15 protein-coding genes are annotated in these 17,883 nt (G+C 71.7%); 5 read left to right on the top strand and 10 right to left on the bottom strand.

Annotation, left to right across the window (positions count from 1 at the left end):
- The first annotated feature begins 22 nt into the window (after positions 1-22).
- The gene (locus V5F49_RS16810) at positions 23-1,543 is read left to right on the top strand and encodes a protein adenylyltransferase SelO (protein WP_394116694.1); all 1,521 of its coding nucleotides are present in this window, start codon (positions 23-25) and stop codon (positions 1,541-1,543) included.
- A 273-nt stretch (positions 1,544-1,816) separates the two neighbouring features.
- Here V5F49_RS16810 and groL read toward each other — a convergent pair whose 3' ends face one another.
- Positions 1,817-3,463, bottom strand: a complete 1,647-nt coding sequence (gene groL / locus V5F49_RS16805; RefSeq protein WP_394116693.1) for a chaperonin GroEL — start codon at positions 3,461-3,463, stop codon at positions 1,817-1,819.
- A gap of 103 nt (positions 3,464-3,566) precedes the next feature.
- The gene (groES, locus tag V5F49_RS16800; RefSeq protein ID WP_394116692.1) at positions 3,567-3,857 is read right to left on the bottom strand and encodes a co-chaperone GroES; all 291 of its coding nucleotides are present in this window, start codon (positions 3,855-3,857) and stop codon (positions 3,567-3,569) included.
- Between the two features lie 334 nt (positions 3,858-4,191).
- On the opposite strand from groES, the gene V5F49_RS16795 reads away from it, so the two are divergent.
- The gene (locus tag V5F49_RS16795) at positions 4,192-4,701 is read left to right on the top strand and encodes a hypothetical protein (protein WP_394116691.1); all 510 of its coding nucleotides are present in this window, start codon (positions 4,192-4,194) and stop codon (positions 4,699-4,701) included.
- A 61-nt stretch (positions 4,702-4,762) separates the two neighbouring features.
- Here the strand turns inward: V5F49_RS16795 and glsA are convergent, their stop codons facing one another.
- The 7 genes from glsA to hemC form a co-directional block, all read right to left on the bottom strand.
- Positions 4,763-5,749: a glutaminase A gene (glsA, locus tag V5F49_RS16790; protein ID WP_394116690.1), complete on the bottom strand. Its 987-nt coding sequence runs from the start codon at positions 5,747-5,749 to the stop codon at positions 4,763-4,765.
- A 201-nt stretch (positions 5,750-5,950) separates the two neighbouring features.
- Complete coding sequence (locus V5F49_RS16785) at positions 5,951-6,133, bottom strand: YegP family protein (RefSeq protein ID WP_394116689.1); 183 nt, start codon at positions 6,131-6,133, stop codon at positions 5,951-5,953.
- 83 nt (positions 6,134-6,216) lie between these two features.
- Entirely contained in the window at positions 6,217-8,022 is a 1,806-nt protein-coding gene (gene lepA, locus V5F49_RS16780; RefSeq protein WP_394116688.1) for a translation elongation factor 4, read from the bottom strand.
- A gap of 94 nt (positions 8,023-8,116) precedes the next feature.
- Positions 8,117-9,943 (bottom strand): heme biosynthesis protein HemY, encoded by a 1,827-nt coding sequence (locus V5F49_RS16775; protein WP_394116687.1) that lies wholly within the window; start codon positions 9,941-9,943, stop codon positions 8,117-8,119.
- A complete protein-coding gene (locus V5F49_RS16770; protein WP_394116686.1) occupies positions 9,940-11,652 on the bottom strand; it encodes a COG4223 family protein in 1,713 nt (570 codons plus the stop codon). The genes V5F49_RS16775 and V5F49_RS16770 overlap by 4 nt, the downstream gene beginning before the upstream one ends.
- Before the next feature lie 111 nt (positions 11,653-11,763).
- Positions 11,764-12,462: a uroporphyrinogen-III synthase gene (locus V5F49_RS16765; protein WP_394116685.1), complete on the bottom strand. Its 699-nt coding sequence runs from the start codon at positions 12,460-12,462 to the stop codon at positions 11,764-11,766.
- A 149-nt stretch (positions 12,463-12,611) separates the two neighbouring features.
- Entirely contained in the window at positions 12,612-13,565 is a 954-nt protein-coding gene (gene hemC, locus V5F49_RS16760) for a hydroxymethylbilane synthase (protein WP_394116684.1), read from the bottom strand.
- An 80-nt stretch (positions 13,566-13,645) separates the two neighbouring features.
- Between hemC and tsaD the strand changes: the two genes are divergently transcribed.
- The 3 genes from tsaD to V5F49_RS16745 all read left to right on the top strand — a co-directional run bounded on the left by tsaD (position 13,646) and on the right by V5F49_RS16745 (position 16,859).
- Positions 13,646-14,716: a tRNA (adenosine(37)-N6)-threonylcarbamoyltransferase complex transferase subunit TsaD gene (gene tsaD / locus V5F49_RS16755; RefSeq protein ID WP_394116683.1), complete on the top strand. Its 1,071-nt coding sequence runs from the start codon at positions 13,646-13,648 to the stop codon at positions 14,714-14,716.
- Positions 14,717-14,751: 35 nt separating this feature from the next.
- Positions 14,752-15,705, top strand: coding sequence for an NAD(P)H-dependent glycerol-3-phosphate dehydrogenase (locus V5F49_RS16750; RefSeq protein ID WP_509210795.1), 954 nt, complete (start codon positions 14,752-14,754; stop codon positions 15,703-15,705).
- 224 nt (positions 15,706-15,929) lie between these two features.
- Positions 15,930-16,859, top strand: coding sequence for a histone deacetylase family protein (locus V5F49_RS16745; RefSeq protein ID WP_394116681.1), 930 nt, complete (start codon positions 15,930-15,932; stop codon positions 16,857-16,859).
- 45 nt (positions 16,860-16,904) lie between these two features.
- Here the strand turns inward: V5F49_RS16745 and V5F49_RS16740 are convergent, their stop codons facing one another.
- Entirely contained in the window at positions 16,905-17,603 is a 699-nt protein-coding gene (locus V5F49_RS16740; RefSeq protein WP_394116680.1) for a TIGR00266 family protein, read from the bottom strand.
- Between the last annotated feature and the right edge of the window lie 280 nt (positions 17,604-17,883).

Here is a 17,883-nt window from a genome sequence, read left to right as displayed (position 1 = left end):
AGCCCCGGGGGAGATTGCCCGCATGAGCCTTTCCGCCTCTCACGTTGCCGCCGGCGAAGACACGTCGGCCCCCGACCTGTTCCCGTTCGACAATTCCTATGCCCGCGACCTCGCCGGCTTCTATGCGCCCGCCACCCCGACGCCGGTGGCCGCGCCGGCGCTGATCAAGCTCAACGTCCCGCTCGCCGAGACGCTCGGCCTCGATCCCGTCGCGCTCGCCAGCCCGGCGGCGGTGGAGGTGTTCGCCGGCCAGCGCCTGCCGGCGGGTGCCGAGCCCATCGCCCTCGCCTATGCCGGCCACCAGTTCGGCCATTTCACCCCGCAGCTCGGCGACGGGCGGGCCATCCTGCTGGGCGAGGTGGTGGGCCGCGACGGCCTGCGCCGCGACATCCAGCTGAAGGGCGCCGGCCCCACCGCCTTCTCCCGCCGCGGCGACGGCCGCGCCGCGCTCGGCCCGGTGCTGCGCGAATACATCGTCTCCGAGGCCATGGCCGCGCTCGGCATTCCCACCACGCGCGCGCTGGCGGCGGTGACCACGGGCGAGCCGGTGCTGCGCGAGCGCCCGCTGCCCGGCGGCGTGCTGGTGCGCGTGGCCGCGAGCCACATCCGCATCGGCACCTTCCAGTTCTTCGCCGCCCGCCGTGCCGTGGATGCGGTGCGCCAGCTCGCGGACTACGCCATCGCCCGCCACTATCCCGAGCTGCAGGGCTCGGCCGAGCCGCATCTCGCCCTGCTGGAGGCGGTGATCGCCCGGCAGGCGGCGCTGGTGGCGCGCTGGCTGAACATCGGCTTCATCCATGGGGTGATGAACACGGACAACATGTCCGTCTCCGGCGAGACCATCGATTACGGTCCCTGCGCCTTCATGGACGCCTACGACCCGGAAACGGTGTTCTCCTCCATCGATGAGTTCGGCCGCTACGCCTTTGGCAAGCAGCCGGACATCGCCCACTGGAACCTCGCCCGCCTCGCCGAGAGCCTCGTGCCCCTGTTCGATCCGGACAAGGAGGCGGCGGTGGCCAAGGCCAATGCGGCGCTCTCCCGCTTCCCGGAGCAGTTCCGCGCCGCCTACCACGCCGGCCTCGCCGCCAAGATCGGGCTGCCCGGAGCCACCGAGGACGACACGACGCTGGCGCTGGACCTGCTCTCGGTCATGGCGGCCTCGAAGGCCGATTTCACCCTCACCTTCCGCCGGCTCGGCGCGGCGGCGGCGGACCCGGAGGCGCTCGGCGCGGTGCGCGACCTGTTCCTCGACCGCGAGGCGTTCGACGCCTGGGCGGCGCGCTGGCAGGCCCGCCTCGCCGCCACCGGCCGCCCGGCGGACGAGGTGCGCGCGGGCATGGATGCGGTGAACCCGCTGTTCGTGCCCCGCAACCATCTGGTGGAGGCGGTGATCACCGCAGCGGTGGAGGACGGCGATTTCGGCCCGTTCGAGACCCTCAACCGCCTGCTCGCCCATCCGTACGAAGAGCAGCCCCGGTACGCCCGCTACGCGGAGCTGCCGCCGTCGATGGAAGGGTATCGGACCTTCTGCGGGACCTGAGGGGGAAGCGGCGCCGCGGGACACTCGCCGCCGGCCCCGCACCCTCTCGGCCGAGGGGCTTAGAGGGACAGTCCGCGGGTCGAGCCTTCGGGGGCCGCCATAAGCGGAGGCTCCCTGCGGCGCGCCTCCTGTCTGCCAGAGGGCGGAAGCTGGAGCCCAAGGCATGACGGCAAACGAAAAGGGCGCGGCCAAAGCCGCGCCCTTTCCTTTTCGATCATGACCGGACATGCCCGAAGCCGGCGCCGCCGGCTTCGGTACCGGACACGGACTTCCTCAGAAGTCCATGCCGCCCATGCCGCCCATGCCGCCGCCGGGCATGGCGGGCATGCCGCCGTCCTTCTTCGGCAGCTCGGCCACCAGCGCCTCGGTGGTGACGATGAGGGCCGCGATGGAGGCGGCGTCCTGCAGGGCGGTGCGCACCACCTTCGCCGGATCGACGATGCCGGAGCCGATCATGTCCACATATTCTTCGGTCTGGGCATTGAAGCCGAAGTTCTGGTCGTTGCTCTCCTGCACCTTGCCCACCACGATGGAGCCTTCCACGCCGGAGTTCTCGGCGATCTGGCGGATGGGGGCCTCGAGCGCGCGGAGCACGATCTTGATGCCGGCGGCGATGTCGGGGTTCTCGGAGTTGAGGGCCTCGACGGCCTTCTTGGCGCGCAGCAGGGCCACGCCGCCGCCGGGAACGATGCCCTCTTCCACCGCGGCGCGGGTGGCGTTGAGCGCGTCGTCCACGCGGTCCTTCTTCTCCTTGACTTCCACCTCGGTGGAGCCGCCGACGCGGATCACCGCGACGCCGCCCGCGAGCTTGGCCAGGCGCTCCTGGAGCTTCTCACGGTCGTAGTCCGAGGAGGTCTCCTCGATCTGCGCCTTGATCTGGGCGACGCGGGCCTCGATGTCGGCCTTCTCGCCGACGCCGTCCACGATGGTGGTCTTCTCCTTCTCGAGGATCACCTTCTTGGCGCGGCCGAGCTGGGCGAGGGTCACGTTCTCGAGCTTGATGCCGAGATCCTCGGAGATGACCTGGCCGCCGGTGAGGATGGCGATGTCCTCGAGCATGGCCTTGCGGCGGTCACCAAAGCCGGGGGCCTTCACGGCCGCGACCTTCAGGCCGCCGCGCAGCTTGTTCACCACGAGAGTGGCGAGGGCCTCGCCCTCCACGTCCTCGGCGACGATGACGAGCGGCTTGCCGGTCTGCACCACGGCCTCGAGGACCGGCAGGATCGGCTGGAGGCCGGAGAGCTTCTTCTCGAAGATGAGCAGGAAGGGGTCTTCCAGGTCGGCGATCATCTTCTCCGCATTGGTGATGAAGTACGGAGAGAGATAGCCGCGGTCGAACTGCATGCCCTCGACCACCTCGAGCTCGGTCTCGGCGGTCTTGGCTTCCTCGACGGTGATGACGCCCTCGTTGCCCACGCGCTGCATGGCGCCGGCGATCATCTCGCCGATGGAGGCATCGCCGTTGGCGGAGATGGTGCCCACCTGCGCGACTTCCGCGGAGGAGGAGACCTTCTTGGCGCGGGCCTGGATGTCCTTGATGGCCGCGGCGACGGCGAGGTCGATGCCGCGCTTCAGGTCCATCGGGTTCATGCCGGCGGCGACCGACTTGGCGCCTTCCTTCACGATGGCCTGGGCCAGCACGGTGGCGGTGGTGGTGCCGTCGCCGGCGAGGTCGTTGGTCTTGGAGGCGACCTCACGCACGAGCTGGGCGCCGAGGTTCTCGAACTTGTCCTCGAGCTCGATCTCCTTGGCCACCGACACACCGTCCTTGGTGATGCGGGGGGCGCCGAACGACTTCTCGATCACCACGTTGCGGCCCTTGGGACCGAGGGTGACCTTCACCGCGTTGGCGAGGATGTCAACGCCGCGCAGCAGCTTCTCGCGGGCGTCGGAGGAAAACTTGACTTCCTTGGCAGCCATTCCGGCCTCCTGAATATGAATGTCCGTGCCGACGGGCGCGCGGGATGGGCCGCAGGGGCCGCGCGCGCCCGGACCGGCGCATCAAACGCGTGTCAGGAGCGCATCACTTGGCGATGACGCCGAGGATGTCGCTTTCCTTCATGATGAGCAGGTCCTGGCCGTCGATCTTCACCTCGGTGCCGGACCACTTGCCGAACAGCACGCGGTCGCCGGCCTTCACGTCCAGCGCAACCAGCTTGCCGGCCTCGTCGCGGGCGCCGGGGCCCACGGCCACCACCTCGCCCTCCTGGGGCTTTTCCTTGGCGGTGTCGGGGATGATGATGCCGCCAGCCGTCTTCTGCTCGGCTTCGATGCGCTTGACGACGACGCGGTCGTGCAGGGGGCGGAAGGTCATGGATCTTACCTCTCGGGAGAGAGCGAGCCGGAGCCCGCCGGTTCTGGCACTCCCCAAACAAGAGTGCCAAGCTCGCGGCGGAGATAAGGTCGCCCTCCGCATCCGTCAAGGCGCGTCGCAGCATCTCGCGGAGGGACGCGTTGCGAACCGGAAGCTAGCAAAGCGGTAACCATGCCCGGCGTAGCCTGTGGGCTGCGTCGTCGCGCCTGCCGGCTGGGGGCCGAGCGGCGGGAATCGACGCGGACGGCGCCAGCCTTTATGTTCGGCGCCACCGGCTGACAGGGTGGATGCTTCTATGACTTGTTCCAGGCGGCGGGGAGGCCTCGGAAATCACATGACGAAGATGAATGCGTGGGCAAAGTCGCAGGCAACCACCGTGCGCCGCGCCGGCATGGCGGCCGTCGCCGCCACCGCCCTGGCGCTGGCCCTCTCGGCCTGCACCACCGGCCCGACCGAGGCGCCGCCGCTGGCGCGCCCGCAATACACCAGCCCGATCGCCGCCGACCGCCTGGTGGGCCGCTGGGGCCTTGCCGCCTACCACCGGCCGGACGATGCCACCCGCACCGAGAACCAGGCCCGCGCCCAGTGCTCGAACCCCTACGTGATCACCGCCGGCCCGAACGGCGGCTTCATGATGTACCTCGCCGACGACAACAAGCTGACGGAAGTGGTGTCGAAGCAGGTCGCCGGCGGCCCGGTCTTCATCGGCCCGCCCGACGAGCCGGCCGGCAGCCAGGCCGACCGCCAGGTGGTGCGCTTCGACGGCAACGTTCTGGTGCTGAAGTGGTTGGACCCCGAGGTCTCCCGCCGCTACGGCACCATGGTCTACGTGCGCTGCTCCTGATCCATTCGCGCGCGGCCCGGAGACCGAGCCCGGGCCGTCCGCCGCGCCGCTTCCCCGCCCCTCAGCGCCCGAACGCGCCGAGCAGGGACGAGCCGCGATTGGTGGGATCGAACACGTGCAGGCCCATCTCGTCGGCCAGTTCCCGGAACACGGCGATGCCGCGCACCGAATTGCCCTTGGCATCGAGCCGCGGCGAATAGGTGCCGATCCCCAGCTGCCGGTTGACCACGCCGAGAATGCCGCCACCCACACCGCTCTTCGCCGGGACGCCCACATCGAACGCCCAGTTGCCGGCGAAATTGTACATGCCGCAGGTGAACATCACCGCGAGCGTGGCGCGCACCGCATCCACCGCGAACACGCTCGAACCCGTCAGCGGGTTCTCGCCGATGTTGGCGAGCGTCGCGCCCATGCGGGCGAGATCCGTGGCGGTGACCAGGATGGAGCACTGGCGGAAATAGAGGTCGAGCGTGGCATCCACATCCGCCACCAGCGCGCCCGCATTGGTGAGCAGGTGGGCGATGCCGCGGTTGCGATGGCCGGTCTCCGCCTCCGAGCGATACACCGCCTCGTCCAGCGCGAGGGGGCGGCCGGCGGCGGCCGAGAAGCGGTCCAGCACGGCCGCATAGCCTTCGGCGCCGAGTTGCTCGACGATCAGCCCGGTGACGGTGATGGCCCCCGCGTTCACCATGGGATTGAACGGGCGGTTCGTGTCCGGATCGAACACGATGGCGTTGAAGGCGTCGCCCGAGGGCTCCACCCCCACGCGGGAAAGCACCTTCTCCCGCCCCGCCAGCTCAAGGGCGAGGCAGAAGGCAAATGCCTTTGAAATCGACTGGATGGTGAACGGGATCTCGGCATCGCCCGCCGCCACCACCTCACCCTCCACCGAGACCGCGGCGATGCCGAAGCGATCCGGGTCCACCCGCCCGAGCTCCGGGATGTAGGTGGCGAGCTCGCCCGAGGTGTCGCTCCGGATGCGATCGAATGCTTGGCCGACTACGGATTCAAGCCCGTAGGCGGACAGCCCGGTGCCCTTCGATGCCATGCCCCCTCCCCTTCGCCGGAACGCGACACATGCCCCGCGGCTGCGGCGGCTGGCTGACCGGCAAACCTGTTCCTGGCAGGATTGCTCCTAGCAGGAATAATGCCATCGCTTGGGGAAAGAGGGTGGCAGATTAAGGCAGAATGAGCAGCACGGGCCACCAGCACCGCGCCGGCAAGCCACGCATCCTGCAGGGCCGTGCGATCAGCTCTTGGTCTGATCGTCGACGCTCGCGCCTGCGACGTTCTTCTTGATGGATTCGATGGCGTCCAGGGCCGATGTCTTGGCCTTGTAGCCCTCCGAGGAGAACATGACCTCCCCGTTGGACGCCTTGTAGCGGAACCGGAATTCGCCGGCCTTGTCCTTGTAGACCTCGAACTTCGCCATGGCTGGACCCCCTTGCCGGGTGATACGACCGGAAGACGTGGACGCGGGCACAATGCGCCGATTCGCGCGGGTCGGACAGGGGCCTACTCGTCCATCTTCAGCGCGGCGATGAAGGCCTCCTGCGGGATCTCCACCTTGCCGAACTGGCGCATCTTCTTCTTGCCCTCCTTCTGCTTGTCCAGCAGCTTGCGCTTTCTGGTGATGTCGCCGCCGTAGCACTTGGCGGTCACATCCTTGCGCAGGGCCTTGATGGTCTCGCGGGCGATGATCTTCGCCCCGATCGCAGCCTGGATGGGAATGTTGAACAGGTGCTGGGGGATCAGATCCTTCAGCTTCTCGCACATCACCCGCCCGCGCGCCTCCGCCCGGGTGCGGTGCACCAGCATGGAGAGCGCGTCCACCGGCTCGCCATTGACGAGGATGGACATCTTCACGAGGTCGCCGGTCCGGTAGTCGGTGATCTGGTAGTCGAACGAGGCATAGCCCTTGGAGATGGACTTCAGCCGGTCGTAGAAATCGAACACCACCTCGTTGAGCGGCAGGTCATAGGTGACCATGGCGCGCGCGCCCACATAGGTGAGCTCGATCTGGTTGCCGCGCCGGTCCTGGCACAGCTTCAGCACCGAGCCGAGATAATCGTCCGGGGTGAGGATGGTGGCGCGGATCCACGGCTCGCGGATCTCCTCGATCTTCACCACGTCCGGCATGTCGGCCGGATTGTGCAGGTCGATCACCGAGCCGTCGGTCATCTCGATCTCGTAGATGACCGAGGGGGCGGTGGCGATGAGGTCGAGGTTGAACTCGCGCTCCAGCCGCTCCTGGATGATCTCCAGGTGCAGGAGCCCGAGGAAGCCGCAGCGGAAGCCGAAGCCCAAAGCCGCCGAGGTCTCCATCTCGAAGGAGAAGCTGGCATCGTTCAGGCGCAGCTTGCCCATGGCGGCGCGCAGGTCCTCGAAGTCGGCGGCATCGACGGGAAAGAGCCCGCAGAACACCACCGGCTGGGCCGGCTTGAAGCCCGGCAGGGCCTCGGCGCAGGGGCGCTTGTCCTCGGTGATGGTGTCGCCGACGCGGGTGTCCGCCACCTCCTTGATGGAGCCGGTGAGGAAGCCGATCTCGCCCGGCCCCAGCTCGGCCATGGCCACCATCTTGGGGGTGAACACGCCAACGCGGTCCACGTCATAGACGGCGCCCGAGCCCATCATCTTGATGCGCTGGCTCTTTTTCAGCACGCCGTCGACGATGCGCACCAGCACCACCACGCCGAGGTAGGTGTCGTACCAAGAGTCCACCAGCAGCGCCTTCAGCGGCGCCTCGCGGTCGCCCTTGGGGGGCGGCAGGCGGGTGACGATGGCTTCCAGCACCTGGTCGACGTTCAGGCCGGTCTTGGCGGAGATGCCGATGGCGTCGGAGGCGTCGAGGCCGATCACGTCCTCGATCTGCGCCTTCACCTTCTCCGGCTCCGCCGCGGGCAAGTCCACCTTGTTGAGGACCGGCACGATGTCGTGGTTGTTGTCGATGGCCTGGTAGACGTTGGCCAGCGTCTGCGCCTCCACGCCCTGGGAGGCGTCCACCACCAGCAGCGATCCCTCCACGGCGGCGAGCGAGCGGTTCACCTCATAGGCGAAGTCCACGTGGCCGGGGGTGTCGATGAGGTTGAGGGTGTAGGTCTCGCCGTCCTGCGCCTTGTAGGAGAGGCGCACCGTCTGGGCCTTGATGGTGATGCCGCGCTCACGCTCGATGTCCATGTTGTCGAGCACCTGGTCCGTCATCTCGCGCTCGCTCAGGCCGCCGGTGATCTGGATCAGGCGGTCGGCGAGGGTGGACTTCCCGTGGTCGATATGGGCGACGATGGAGAAGTTGCGGATGTTCTTCTGGGCGGTGGCGGTCATCCGCGCCGCATAGCATCGGCGCCCGGCGGCCACAAGGCATGAGCCGCCGGCGACGGGGGATGACCCGCCGCCGGAAGGCGCATCGCCGGGCCCGTTACAGGCCCATCAGGCGGCGGCTCTTGCCGGTGCCGTTGGTGTCCGGCTCCTCGGGCTCCGGGCCGGGATCGTCCGGCAGGGGCGGCAGGGCGATGATGGCCTCGCCGCGCGGCGAACGGCCGGCACCGGCCGGGCGCGACGCCGGCCCCGCCGTCTGCCCCGACACTTGCCCCGACACTTGCCCCACGTCCCCCCGCGCGCCCTCAGCCGGCCTGGGCCGGAGCGGGGAGGCGGTCTCTCCCGTCGCATCCTTGCCGGACAGGCCCTTGACGACATTGTCCTTTCCGGCGCCATGGGCGTTGCCGGCCGCGCTGCTGCCCGCCTCGGCAGGCGCGGCAGCGGGAGCGGCGGCGACCTTCGGTTCCGGCGGGGGCGGCGTCTCGACCGCGGGCGGCTGAGCCTCCGGCACCGGGATCACGGCGGCTTCGGCGGCGAGAGACGCGGCCAGTGCCGCGGCCTCTGCGGCCTTGGCCTCCTCGCTGGCGCGGACGGCGGCGATGGCCGCCTTCACCCGCTCCGCCTCGTGCTCCAGGATCGGGGTGGCGGAGACGCCGGGGGGCACTTCCCACACGAAGGCGTCCAGCCGGCCGGACACGGGAGACACCGGCGCCCAGTGGTCGGAGACCACGCCGTCGGCGATCCAGGCGGGATCGCGATTGGCCCGGACCGCCCGCGCGGTCCATTCCCGCGCCTTGCCGATATCGGCATGTTCCACGGCTTCGAGTTCGGCCATGAGCAGGCAGACCCGCTGGCTCGGATCGGCGAGCAGCGGCTCCAGCACCAGGCGCGCCTGGCGGAACTCGTGGGCGTCGATGGCGGCGTGGGCGAGGGCGATCGCGCTCTCCCGGTGGCCCGGCGCGCGGTTCACCAGCGTGCGGATGCGCTTCAGCCGGTCCTGGGCGGCGTCACCCGGGCGCAGATGGGCTTCCACGTCCGCCAGCTCGGGGTGGGGATTGGCGGCAAAGGCGGTCTCGACGATCTTGGCGGCCTTGCGCAGCTCCCCGGCGGCGCCCAGCAGGCGGCCGGCGCAGGCGGCGGCGGGCACCAGCGTCGGGGCGAGGCGCACCGCCTCCACCGCCTTCTCGCGCGCCACCGGCGGGTCGGTCTGCTCCAGGGCGATGGCCTCGGCGGCGAGCAGCACGGCCTTGCGGCGGCGGTACTGGGCCTTGTCGATGCCCTTCAGCGCCATCTGCTTTTCCAGCACGGCGCGGGCGCCGGAATAGTCACCCCCGGCGCAGCGGGCCTCGATGACGGCATCCGCGGCCCAGCCCAGCGTCGGCGCGGCGGCCGCCGCCTCTTCGGCGATGGCATAGGCGGCGAGCTTGTCGCCGGCCTTGCGGGCCTCCATGTGCAGGCCGCGCAGGCCGAGCAGGCGGGTCTTGGGGTCGTCCACCATGGCGCGGAAGGCGGCCACCGCCACCTCGTGCTTGCCGTCGAGCTGCGCCGCCTGGGCGGTCAGCAGGTGGGTCAGCGGCTCGTTGGGCAGAAGGCGCGCCGCCTCCATGCGGGCCTGCCGCACCGAGGCATTGTCGCCGATGCCCACCGCCAGCAGGCCGCGCGTCACCGCGTTCCAGCCCTTCTCGCGCCGGCGGCGGCGGGAGAAGCGGGCGATCAGCGCCGGCGAGCGCACCAGCACCGACAAGAGCCGCCACAAGAGCAGCAGCACGCCGGTGACGACGGCGATGATGGCGAGGGCCACCGGCACCGTGGTGCCATAGGCGACGCCCTCCCACACCACGTTCACCTCGCCCGGCCGGTCGGCCAGCCAGGAGACGCCGAAGGCGATGGCGACGAGGAGGAGAAGGAAGAGGACGAGGCGGATCACGGCGTCTTCCCCGAAATGGCGGCAAGCTGCTGCTGGTAGAGGGCGGAGGCGAGGCGCAGCGCATCGGCGCGCGTCTCGATCTGGCGCAGCACGGCGAGGCGCTGGCGCACCGGCTCGGGCAGCGGCTTCAGGGTGGCGAGGGCGGCATCGGCCTGCCCCGCCTTCAGCTGCGCGACGGCGGTGGCGATGAGGCCTTCCGCATCGGCGCCGCCGGACCCGGCGGGCCGCACCTTCACCAGCCCCTCGGCCGAGGCGAGCAGGCGATCCACCAGCGAGACCGAGCCGGCGGGCGCCGGGGCGGTGGCGCCGAGGGCGGCGGCGCCTTCCTGCGCCAGGGTGGCGGCGAGCTGGCCGGGCGCCGGCAGCCCCTGCGCGGCGACGGCCGCAAGGGCATCGAGCTGGGCGGCGCCCGTCCCGAGGGTCGCCTTCGCTGCGGAGAGCTCGGCCGCGAACGGCCGGCCGGAGGCGACCGCATCGCGGAAGGTGGCGAGCACCACCAGACCGGCGGCGGTGCGGTTGAACTGGGTGGCGGCGGCGGTCGCCTCGTCGATCTGCTTGCGCAGCGCATCGAGGCGCGGGCCCACGGCCTGCACCTGCGGCGCCAGCGCCTGCACCTGCGCGCCGGACTGCTGGGCCTGCGCACCGGCCTGCTGGGCGGCGGAGGCGGCGGCGGTGATCGCGGTCTGCAAGCCGGCTTCGGCGGTGCGCACGGCCTCCAGATCGCGCTTGAGGGCGGCGAGCTGCTCGCGCGTCGCGTCGGCGCCGGACTTCAGCTCGTCCACGGACCGGGCGAGGCCGGCCGGAACGGCGGGCTGGGCCGCCGGCGCGGGAGACGCCGGCGCGGCCTTCAGGGCGGAGACGGCGGCATCCATGCCGCGCAGCTGGCTCTCGGCGCGCTCCAGCCGCTGCGACAGGGCGGCGAGCGCGGCGGGATCGGCGGCGGGCTTGCCTTCCAGCGCCGCGAGGCGGGCCTGAAGCGGACCGAGATCCACCGCCGGGGCGCGGGAGGCCGCGACGGGCGCGGGCGGCTGGGGCGCGAGCATGGGCAGGGCGAACCACAGGCCGCCGGCCACCACGCCGCCGCCGATGGCACCGGCCACGAGCGCCGGCAGGATGCCGCCGGAACGGGCGGGCGCAGGCTGAGCCGGCGCGGCGGCTTCAGGCGCAATCGCGGCTTCGGCGATGGCGGCTTCCGCCGCCTGATCGGCGCTCTGCTCCGCCGAAGCCGGCTTGCCGGCGGAGGCGCCCGCCACCGTGGCGGCGGATTTGTCGGGGGTAGTGTTGTCGCGGGTCATCTTGTCGGCGGAGGCCTTGCCGGCGGCGCCGGCCTTGGGGTCCGGGACGCCGGCGGCCGGGGCGGTCTTGTCGCTTGCGGACGTATCCCTGGCGGGCGTGTCCCCGGCGGACTTATGCCCTGCAGCGGTGTCGGCGGAGACGGGTTTTGCGGCGGTGCCGGACCCGGCCGAATCAGCCGCGGGCGCCGCAACCGGTGCCGCATTCGCCGGAGCGGAGCCCGCTTCGGACGGCTTCGCGGGCGCGCCGGATGTGCTGGCGGTGCCGGTGGCGGCCGGCGCAGGGGCAACAGCCGCATGCCCTCCGGCGGCCGGAGCGGGGGCCACGGCCACCTCCTCCGCCTTCAGATCCAGCGTCGGCGGCGTGCGGGGCGTGCGGGAGGCGAAGCTCCCGGCCTTCGGATCTTCGCTCGCCATGGGCCTCCCTCGTGAGATCGGATCCGCTGTCACGGATCGGGATAGACCGCCCCGCGCGCCGCCGCAACCATCCGGGCCGGGACGCCGGGGCGAAGCCGCTTCACGGCATCGTCACAGCAGCGCGAAAAGCGCGTCCTCGTTGGGCGCCGCCGCGATCTCCACAGGCAGGCCGGCTTCGGTGAACGGATCGCCCACCTGCCGCGACAGGCAGAGCTGCCGCACCCCGGCCAGCCGATCCGCCAGCCCCGCCGCGCTGACGCAGCCGAGGAAGGTGCGCGCCGTCCTGTGGGAGAAATGCAAGGCCGCGCCCACGGTTCCGGCGGCGATGGCGGCACGCGCCTCTTCCGACAGGGCGTCGGCCGGGACGGCGGCATAGATCTCCGCCAGCACCACGCCGATGCCGGGGGAGGCCATGAGCTGGGCGAGGTCCGCCGCCCGCTCCTCCCCCGCCACATGCAGCACCCGCGCCCCGGAGGGCAGAGCGGCCGCGAGCGCGGTGGCGAGGGCATGGGCGTCGCCGGCGCAGTCGGTCACGTTGGAAAAGCCGGCGGCGCGGGCCTCCTTCGCCGTGCGGGTGCCCACAGCGAAGGCCGGAAGGGCGAGAAGATCCCGCCCCGCCGGATGGGCGGCCAGCGCCTGCACGCCGTTGATGGAGGTGAAGGCCACCGCATCGAACGGCCCTTCCGGCAGCGGGATGCCGGTGGGGACGATGCGCAGCATGGGGTCGACGATCGCCCCGTGGCCGAGGGCGGCGAGCCGGCGCGCGGTCTGGCCGGCGGCGGGCTCGGGGCGGGTGACGAGTATCTGCATCTGCGCGTCCTTCAACCGGGACCGCGCGCCGCGCGGTCCCATCATGTCCAGGCCGGGGCCGGCGCACCGCGCTCCCGGCAGCGCCCCGGCAGCCGCCGGCGCGGGCGGGATGCGCGGAACGCCGGCGCGGCCGCAGCCAGCGCCTCCGGCTACAGCCCCAGCGCGCGGGCGGGGGCGCTGTCGCGCAGCACCGCGCCGCAGCGTGCGCCGAGCGCGGCGGCCTCGGCGATGGGCGCCACCTCCTCGATCTCGGCGGCATCGGCGCCGTCGGGGGCGAGCACGATGCCGCGCAGGCGCACCTGATCCCCCTCCACCCGCGCGAGGCCGGCGATGGGCGTGCGGCACGACCCGTCCAGCGCCGCGAGGAACGCCCGCTCGGCCTCAAGGGCGATGCCGGTGTCGCGGCAGGCGATGGCGGCGATGGCGGCGTTGGTATCCGGATCATCGATCCGGCATTCGATGGCCACCGCGCCCTGCCCCACGGCGGGCAGGAAGGCGTCGGTGTCGAGCACCGAGCTCGCCACCTCGGCGAGGCCGAGGCGGGTGAGGCCGGCGAGCGCCAGCAGGGTGCCGTCGAACTCCCCGTCCCGCACCTTCGACAGGCGGGTGTGGACGTTGCCGCGCAGCAATTCCACCTTCAGGTCGGGCCGGATGCGCCGCAGCTGCGCCTCGCGCCGCAGCGAGGCGGTGCCGACGCGGGCGCCGGCCGGCAGGTCCTCAAGCCGCGCGCCCTCCTTGAGGATCAGCGCATCGCGCACGTCGGCGCGGGGCAGATAACCGGCAAGGTGCAGCCCCTCGGGCAGATAGGTCGCCACGTCCTTGGCCGAATGGACGGCGAGGTCCACGCGCCCGTCGAGCAGCGCCTCCTCGATCTCCTTGGTGAACAGGCCCTTGCCGCCGGCCTCGGAGAGGGCGCGGTCCTGGATCTGGTCGCCCGAGGTGCGGATCACGTTCACCGCGATCTCCTCCTCCGGCACCTTGAGCGCGCCCGCCAGCGCCGCGCGCACCGCATGCGCCTGCCACAGGGCGAGCGGGCTGCCGCGGGTGCCGATGGAAAGACGAGGGTGGACGGGGATCGCTTCGGATTTCGTATTCTCGGTCATGGGCGCGTACAATGCGCGAGGGAATCGAAATCGAACAGAGCGGCGTTCCGGCGCAGCGGCGGGGCGAAAGGAACAGGGGCTTGGCCGATCTTCTGGTGCTCGGCATCGAGACCACGTGCGACGAGACGTCGGCGGCGGTGGTGGCGCGCTCGCCCTCCGGGGCCTCCGACATCCGCTCCAACGTCATCCGCTCGCAGGTGGAGATCCACTCGCCCTATGGCGGCGTGGTGCCGGAGATCGCGGCCCGCGCCCATGTGGAAATCCTCGACCACGTGATCGCCGAGGCCATGCGCAAGGCCAATGTGGATTATTCCCAGCTCTCCGGCATAGCCGCGGCGGCAGGGCCGGGGCTGATCGGCGGGGTCATCGTCGGCCTCACCACGGCCAAGGCCATCGCGCTCTCGGCCAAGAAGCCGCTGGTGGCGGTGAACCATCTGGAGGCGCACGCGCTCACCGCCCGCCTCACCGACGGCGTCGCCTTTCCTTATCTTCTGCTCCTCGTCTCCGGCGGCCACACCCAGCTGCTCGCGGTGGAGGATGTGGGCAAATACACCCGCCTCGGCACCACGCTCGACGACGCGGTGGGCGAGGCGTTCGACAAGGTGGCGAAGATGCTGAGCCTGCCCTACCCCGGCGGGCCGCAGGTGGAGGCGCAGGCCAGGCTCGGCTACGCCGGCCGCTTCGCCTTCCCCCGCCCGCTCATGGGCCGGCGCGAGCCGGACTTCTCCCTCTCGGGCCTGAAGACCGCCGTGCGGCTGGAGGCGGACCGCCTCGCCCCCCTCACCGACGACGACGTGGCGGACCTGTGCGCCTCGTTCCAGGCGGCGGTGGTGGATGTGATCGCCGACCGGGTGCGCGCCGGCGCCCGCGCCTTCCGCGACAAGCTCGGCCGCGGCCCCACCGCGCTGGTGGTGGCCGGTGGCGTCGCCGCCAACGGCATGATCCGCGAAAGCCTCGCCAAGGTGGCGGCGGAGCTCAACACCCGCTTCGCCCTGCCCGCCCCGGAGCTGTGCACCGACAATGGCGCCATGATCGCCTGGGCCGGGGCCGAGCGGCTCTCCCGCGGCATCCGCGACCGCCTCGACACCAGCCCCCGCGCCCGCTGGCCGCTGGACCCGGCCGCCGCCGCCTCCGCCAACGCCCGGGCGTGATCGTGGCGGCCCATCGTTTCCAGCGCATCGGCGTGATGGGGGCGGGCGCCTGGGGCACCGCGCTCGCCAATGCCGCCGCCCGCGCCGGGCGGGACGTGGTGCTGTGGGGGCGCGATGCCGCCGCCATGGCCGAGATGGCCGAGCTGCGCGAGAACCGCGCCGACCTGCCGGGCCTCGCCCTCGACCGCCGCGTCGCCCCCACCGGCGACCTCGCGCGCATCGCCGATACGGACGCCGTGCTGCTGGTGGTGCCGGCGCAGGCCTGCCGCGAGGCGCTGGGCCGGCTCGCGCCGCTCCTGCCCGCCGGCCTGCCGGTCATTTCCTGCGCCAAGGGCATCGAGCGCGGCACCCGCGCGTTCATGACCGACGTGATCGCCGAGGCCGCCCCTGAGGCGGTGCCCGCCGTGCTCTCCGGCCCGAGCTTCGCGACCGATGTCGCGGCCGGCCTGCCCACCGCCGTCACCCTCGCCTCTTCCGACGAGGCGCTCGCCGGCGCGCTCGCCGGTGCGCTGGGCTCGAACACCCTGCGGCTCTACCATTCCAGCGACGTGCGCGGGGCGGAGATCGGCGGAGCCGCCAAGAATGTGCTCGCCATCGCCGCCGGCATCGTTTCCGGGCGGCGGCTGGGGGCGAGCGCGGCGGCGGCGCTGGTGGCGCGCGGCTTCGCCGAGCTGATGCGCTTCGGCCGGGCCTATGGCGCGCGCGCCGAGACCATCACCGGCCTGTCCGGCCTCGGCGATCTCATCCTCACCACCTCCGGCCCGCAATCGCGCAACTTCGCCTTCGGCCGGGCGCTCGGTGCCGGCGAGGCGGTGGCAGGCAAGCTGGCGGAAGGCGCCTTCACCGCCAGCGTGCTGGTGGAGATGGCCAAGGCCAAGGGCGTCGACGTGCCGGTGAGCGCGGCGGTGGATGCGGTGCTCGCCGGGCGCCTGTCCATCGACGGCGCCATCGAGGCGCTGATGGCGCGGCCGCAGAAGGCCGAGGGATAAGGCGCTTTCAAGCGGTCCGGGACGCGATGGGCCTGGCGCAGACCCGATCCGGCGGGATTGCCCCGCGCCGGGGATCTCCCGCAGCGGCAGGCACAAATCGTGACCCGACGGTCATTCTTGATCCGGCGCAAGACCATGCCGGCGCAGCTGGAATATGGTATTTCAAAACGAACAAGGCGAAAGCGCCGGAACACAATGCCGCTGCCAGGGAGGCGCCAAGGCTCATGTCCACGTTGCTCGTCACTCATCCCGCCGGTCTCAACCACGCGACGCCGCCCGGGCACCCGGAGCGCGCCGACCGGCTGCGAGCCCTGGACCGCATCTTCGAGCAGGAGAAGTTCGCGCATCTGGTGCGTGATCTGGCGCCGCTCGGGGATCGCGAGGATATCATCCGCGTCCATCCGGCCGATTTCTTCGACGCCATGGGCGAGGCCTCGCCCGCCGAGGGGCTGGTGCGGATCGATTCGGACACCGTGCTCTCGCCCGGCAGCTGGGAAGCCGCCATGCGCGCCGTCGGCGGCGCCTGCTTCGCCGTGGACGAGGTGATGGAGCGCAAGGTCAACAACGCCTTCGTCGCCATGCGCCCGCCGGGCCACCATTGCGAGACGCGCAAGCCCATGGGCTTCTGCCTGATGAACCAGGTGGCCATCGCCGCGCGCCACGCCCAGGCGAAATACGGCATCTCCCGCGTCGCCATCATGGATTTCGACGTGCACCACGGCAACGGCACCCAGGACATCTTCTGGGCCGACGACAGCGTGATGTACGCCTCCACCCACGAGATGCCGCTCTATCCCGGCACCGGCGCCCTCAACGAGACCGGCGCGGCCGGCACCATCGTCAACGCGCCGCTGCGCTCGGGCGATGACGGCGCGGTGTTCCGCGAGGCGATGGAGACGCGCGTGCTGCCGCGCATCACCGCGTTCTCGCCCGAGCTGATCCTGATCTCCGCCGGCTTCGACGCCCATGTGCGCGACCCGCTCGCCTCGCTGCGCCTCGTCGACGCGGATTTCGGCTGGGTCACCCGCCGGCTGATGGAGATTGCCGACGCCAAGTGCGGTGGCCGCCTCGTCTCGGTGCTGGAAGGCGGCTACGATCTCGAAGGCCTCGCCTCCTCCGCCTCGGCCCACGTCTCCGCGCTGATGCACGGCTGACGCCGCTCGCCCGCTCGTGCCCGTGCCGTCCGGCGCCGCGCCCGCTCAGCGGCGCTCGCCGGCCGGCAGGTAGGGCGCGAGCGCGTGGGCGAGCTTGGCCGGGGTGAGGGACTGGAACCACACCTTCCCCGGCCCGGACAGGCGGGCGAGGAACAGCCCGTCGCCGCCGAACAGCATGGTCTTCACCCCCGGCACGGTGGTGATCTCGAACGAGACGCTCTCCTCGAACATGCCCACATGGCCGGGGTGGACCAGAAGGTCCTGCCCGGCCTCCAGCGTGTAGCTGACGATCTCCCCGCCCAGCTCCAGGAAGGCCGTGCCCTCGCCGGTGATGTGCTGGAGCACGAACCCGTCGCCGCCGAACACCCCCACCCCCAGCGACTGCTGCACCGCCACCCCGATGGCGAGCGTGGGCGCCCCGGCGAGGAAGCCGTGGCGATGCACCAGATAGCCCCGGCCCGGCGCCACCGGCATGGCGAAGATGCTGCCCGGCACGGTGGCGGCGAAGGCCACCAGCGCCGCCCCGCCCCGGGCGGTGAACTCGGTCATGAACAGCCCGCCGCCCCCCAGCGCCCGGCCGATGGCGCCGAACAGGCCGGACCCGCCACCGGCGCCGGTGGTGGTGCGCATGGCCACGTTGGAGGTCATCCACGACAGGCGGTCGGTCTCGGCGAGGATGGTCTCCCCCGGCTCCAGCGTCACCGACAGCACGGGCAGCGTGGTTCCGGAAATCTCGTGGCGCATGGCTTTCCTCCCGGTATGATGGCACGGCAGGATCGGACCGGCGCCGCGGCAGGGCAAGGGCTCCGCGCGGCGGAACCGACCCCAGCGCAGCGAGATCCCATGAACACAGCCGCCGTTCCCGGCTCCGCGATCCCTGCCCCGCCGGACCTGCGCCGGACGCTCCCCATTCCGGCGCCGCCGCCGATGCGGGCGGATATTTACGCCGGCGCGGCGGTCTCGAACCGACTGGTCCGCTCAGCCCTCCCGGTGGCCCGCGCCGGGGGCCTCGCGCGGGTCCTGC

It is taken from the genome of Xanthobacter lutulentifluminis (genome assembly GCF_043194675.2).
GTDB lineage: Bacteria > Pseudomonadota > Alphaproteobacteria > Rhizobiales > Xanthobacteraceae > Xanthobacter.
This window is presented reverse-complemented; position numbering and strand designations above follow the sequence as displayed.

Bases quoted from the DNA above. Each gene is read 5' to 3' on its own strand.
- V5F49_RS16810 (WP_394116694.1), top strand. From the start codon at position 23: ATGAGCCTTTCCGCCTCTCACGTTGCCGCCGGCGAAGACACGTCGGCC.
- groL (WP_394116693.1), bottom strand. From the start codon at position 3,463: ATGGCTGCCAAGGAAGTCAAGTTTTCCTCCGACGCCCGCGAGAAGCTG.
- groES (WP_394116692.1), bottom strand. From the start codon at position 3,857: ATGACCTTCCGCCCCCTGCACGACCGCGTCGTCGTCAAGCGCATCGAA.
- V5F49_RS16795 (WP_394116691.1), top strand. From the start codon at position 4,192: ATGACGAAGATGAATGCGTGGGCAAAGTCGCAGGCAACCACCGTGCGC.
- glsA (WP_394116690.1), bottom strand. From the start codon at position 5,749: ATGGCATCGAAGGGCACCGGGCTGTCCGCCTACGGGCTTGAATCCGTA.
- V5F49_RS16785 (WP_394116689.1), bottom strand. From the start codon at position 6,133: ATGGCGAAGTTCGAGGTCTACAAGGACAAGGCCGGCGAATTCCGGTTC.
- lepA (WP_394116688.1), bottom strand. From the start codon at position 8,022: ATGACCGCCACCGCCCAGAAGAACATCCGCAACTTCTCCATCGTCGCC.
- V5F49_RS16770 (WP_394116686.1), bottom strand. From the start codon at position 11,652: ATGGCGAGCGAAGATCCGAAGGCCGGGAGCTTCGCCTCCCGCACGCCC.
- V5F49_RS16765 (WP_394116685.1), bottom strand. From the start codon at position 12,462: ATGCAGATACTCGTCACCCGCCCCGAGCCCGCCGCCGGCCAGACCGCG.
- hemC (WP_394116684.1), bottom strand. From the start codon at position 13,565: ATGACCGAGAATACGAAATCCGAAGCGATCCCCGTCCACCCTCGTCTT.
- V5F49_RS16750 (WP_509210795.1), top strand. From the start codon at position 14,752: ATGGGGGCGGGCGCCTGGGGCACCGCGCTCGCCAATGCCGCCGCCCGC.
- V5F49_RS16745 (WP_394116681.1), top strand. From the start codon at position 15,930: ATGTCCACGTTGCTCGTCACTCATCCCGCCGGTCTCAACCACGCGACG.
- V5F49_RS16740 (WP_394116680.1), bottom strand. From the start codon at position 17,603: ATGCGCCACGAGATTTCCGGAACCACGCTGCCCGTGCTGTCGGTGACG.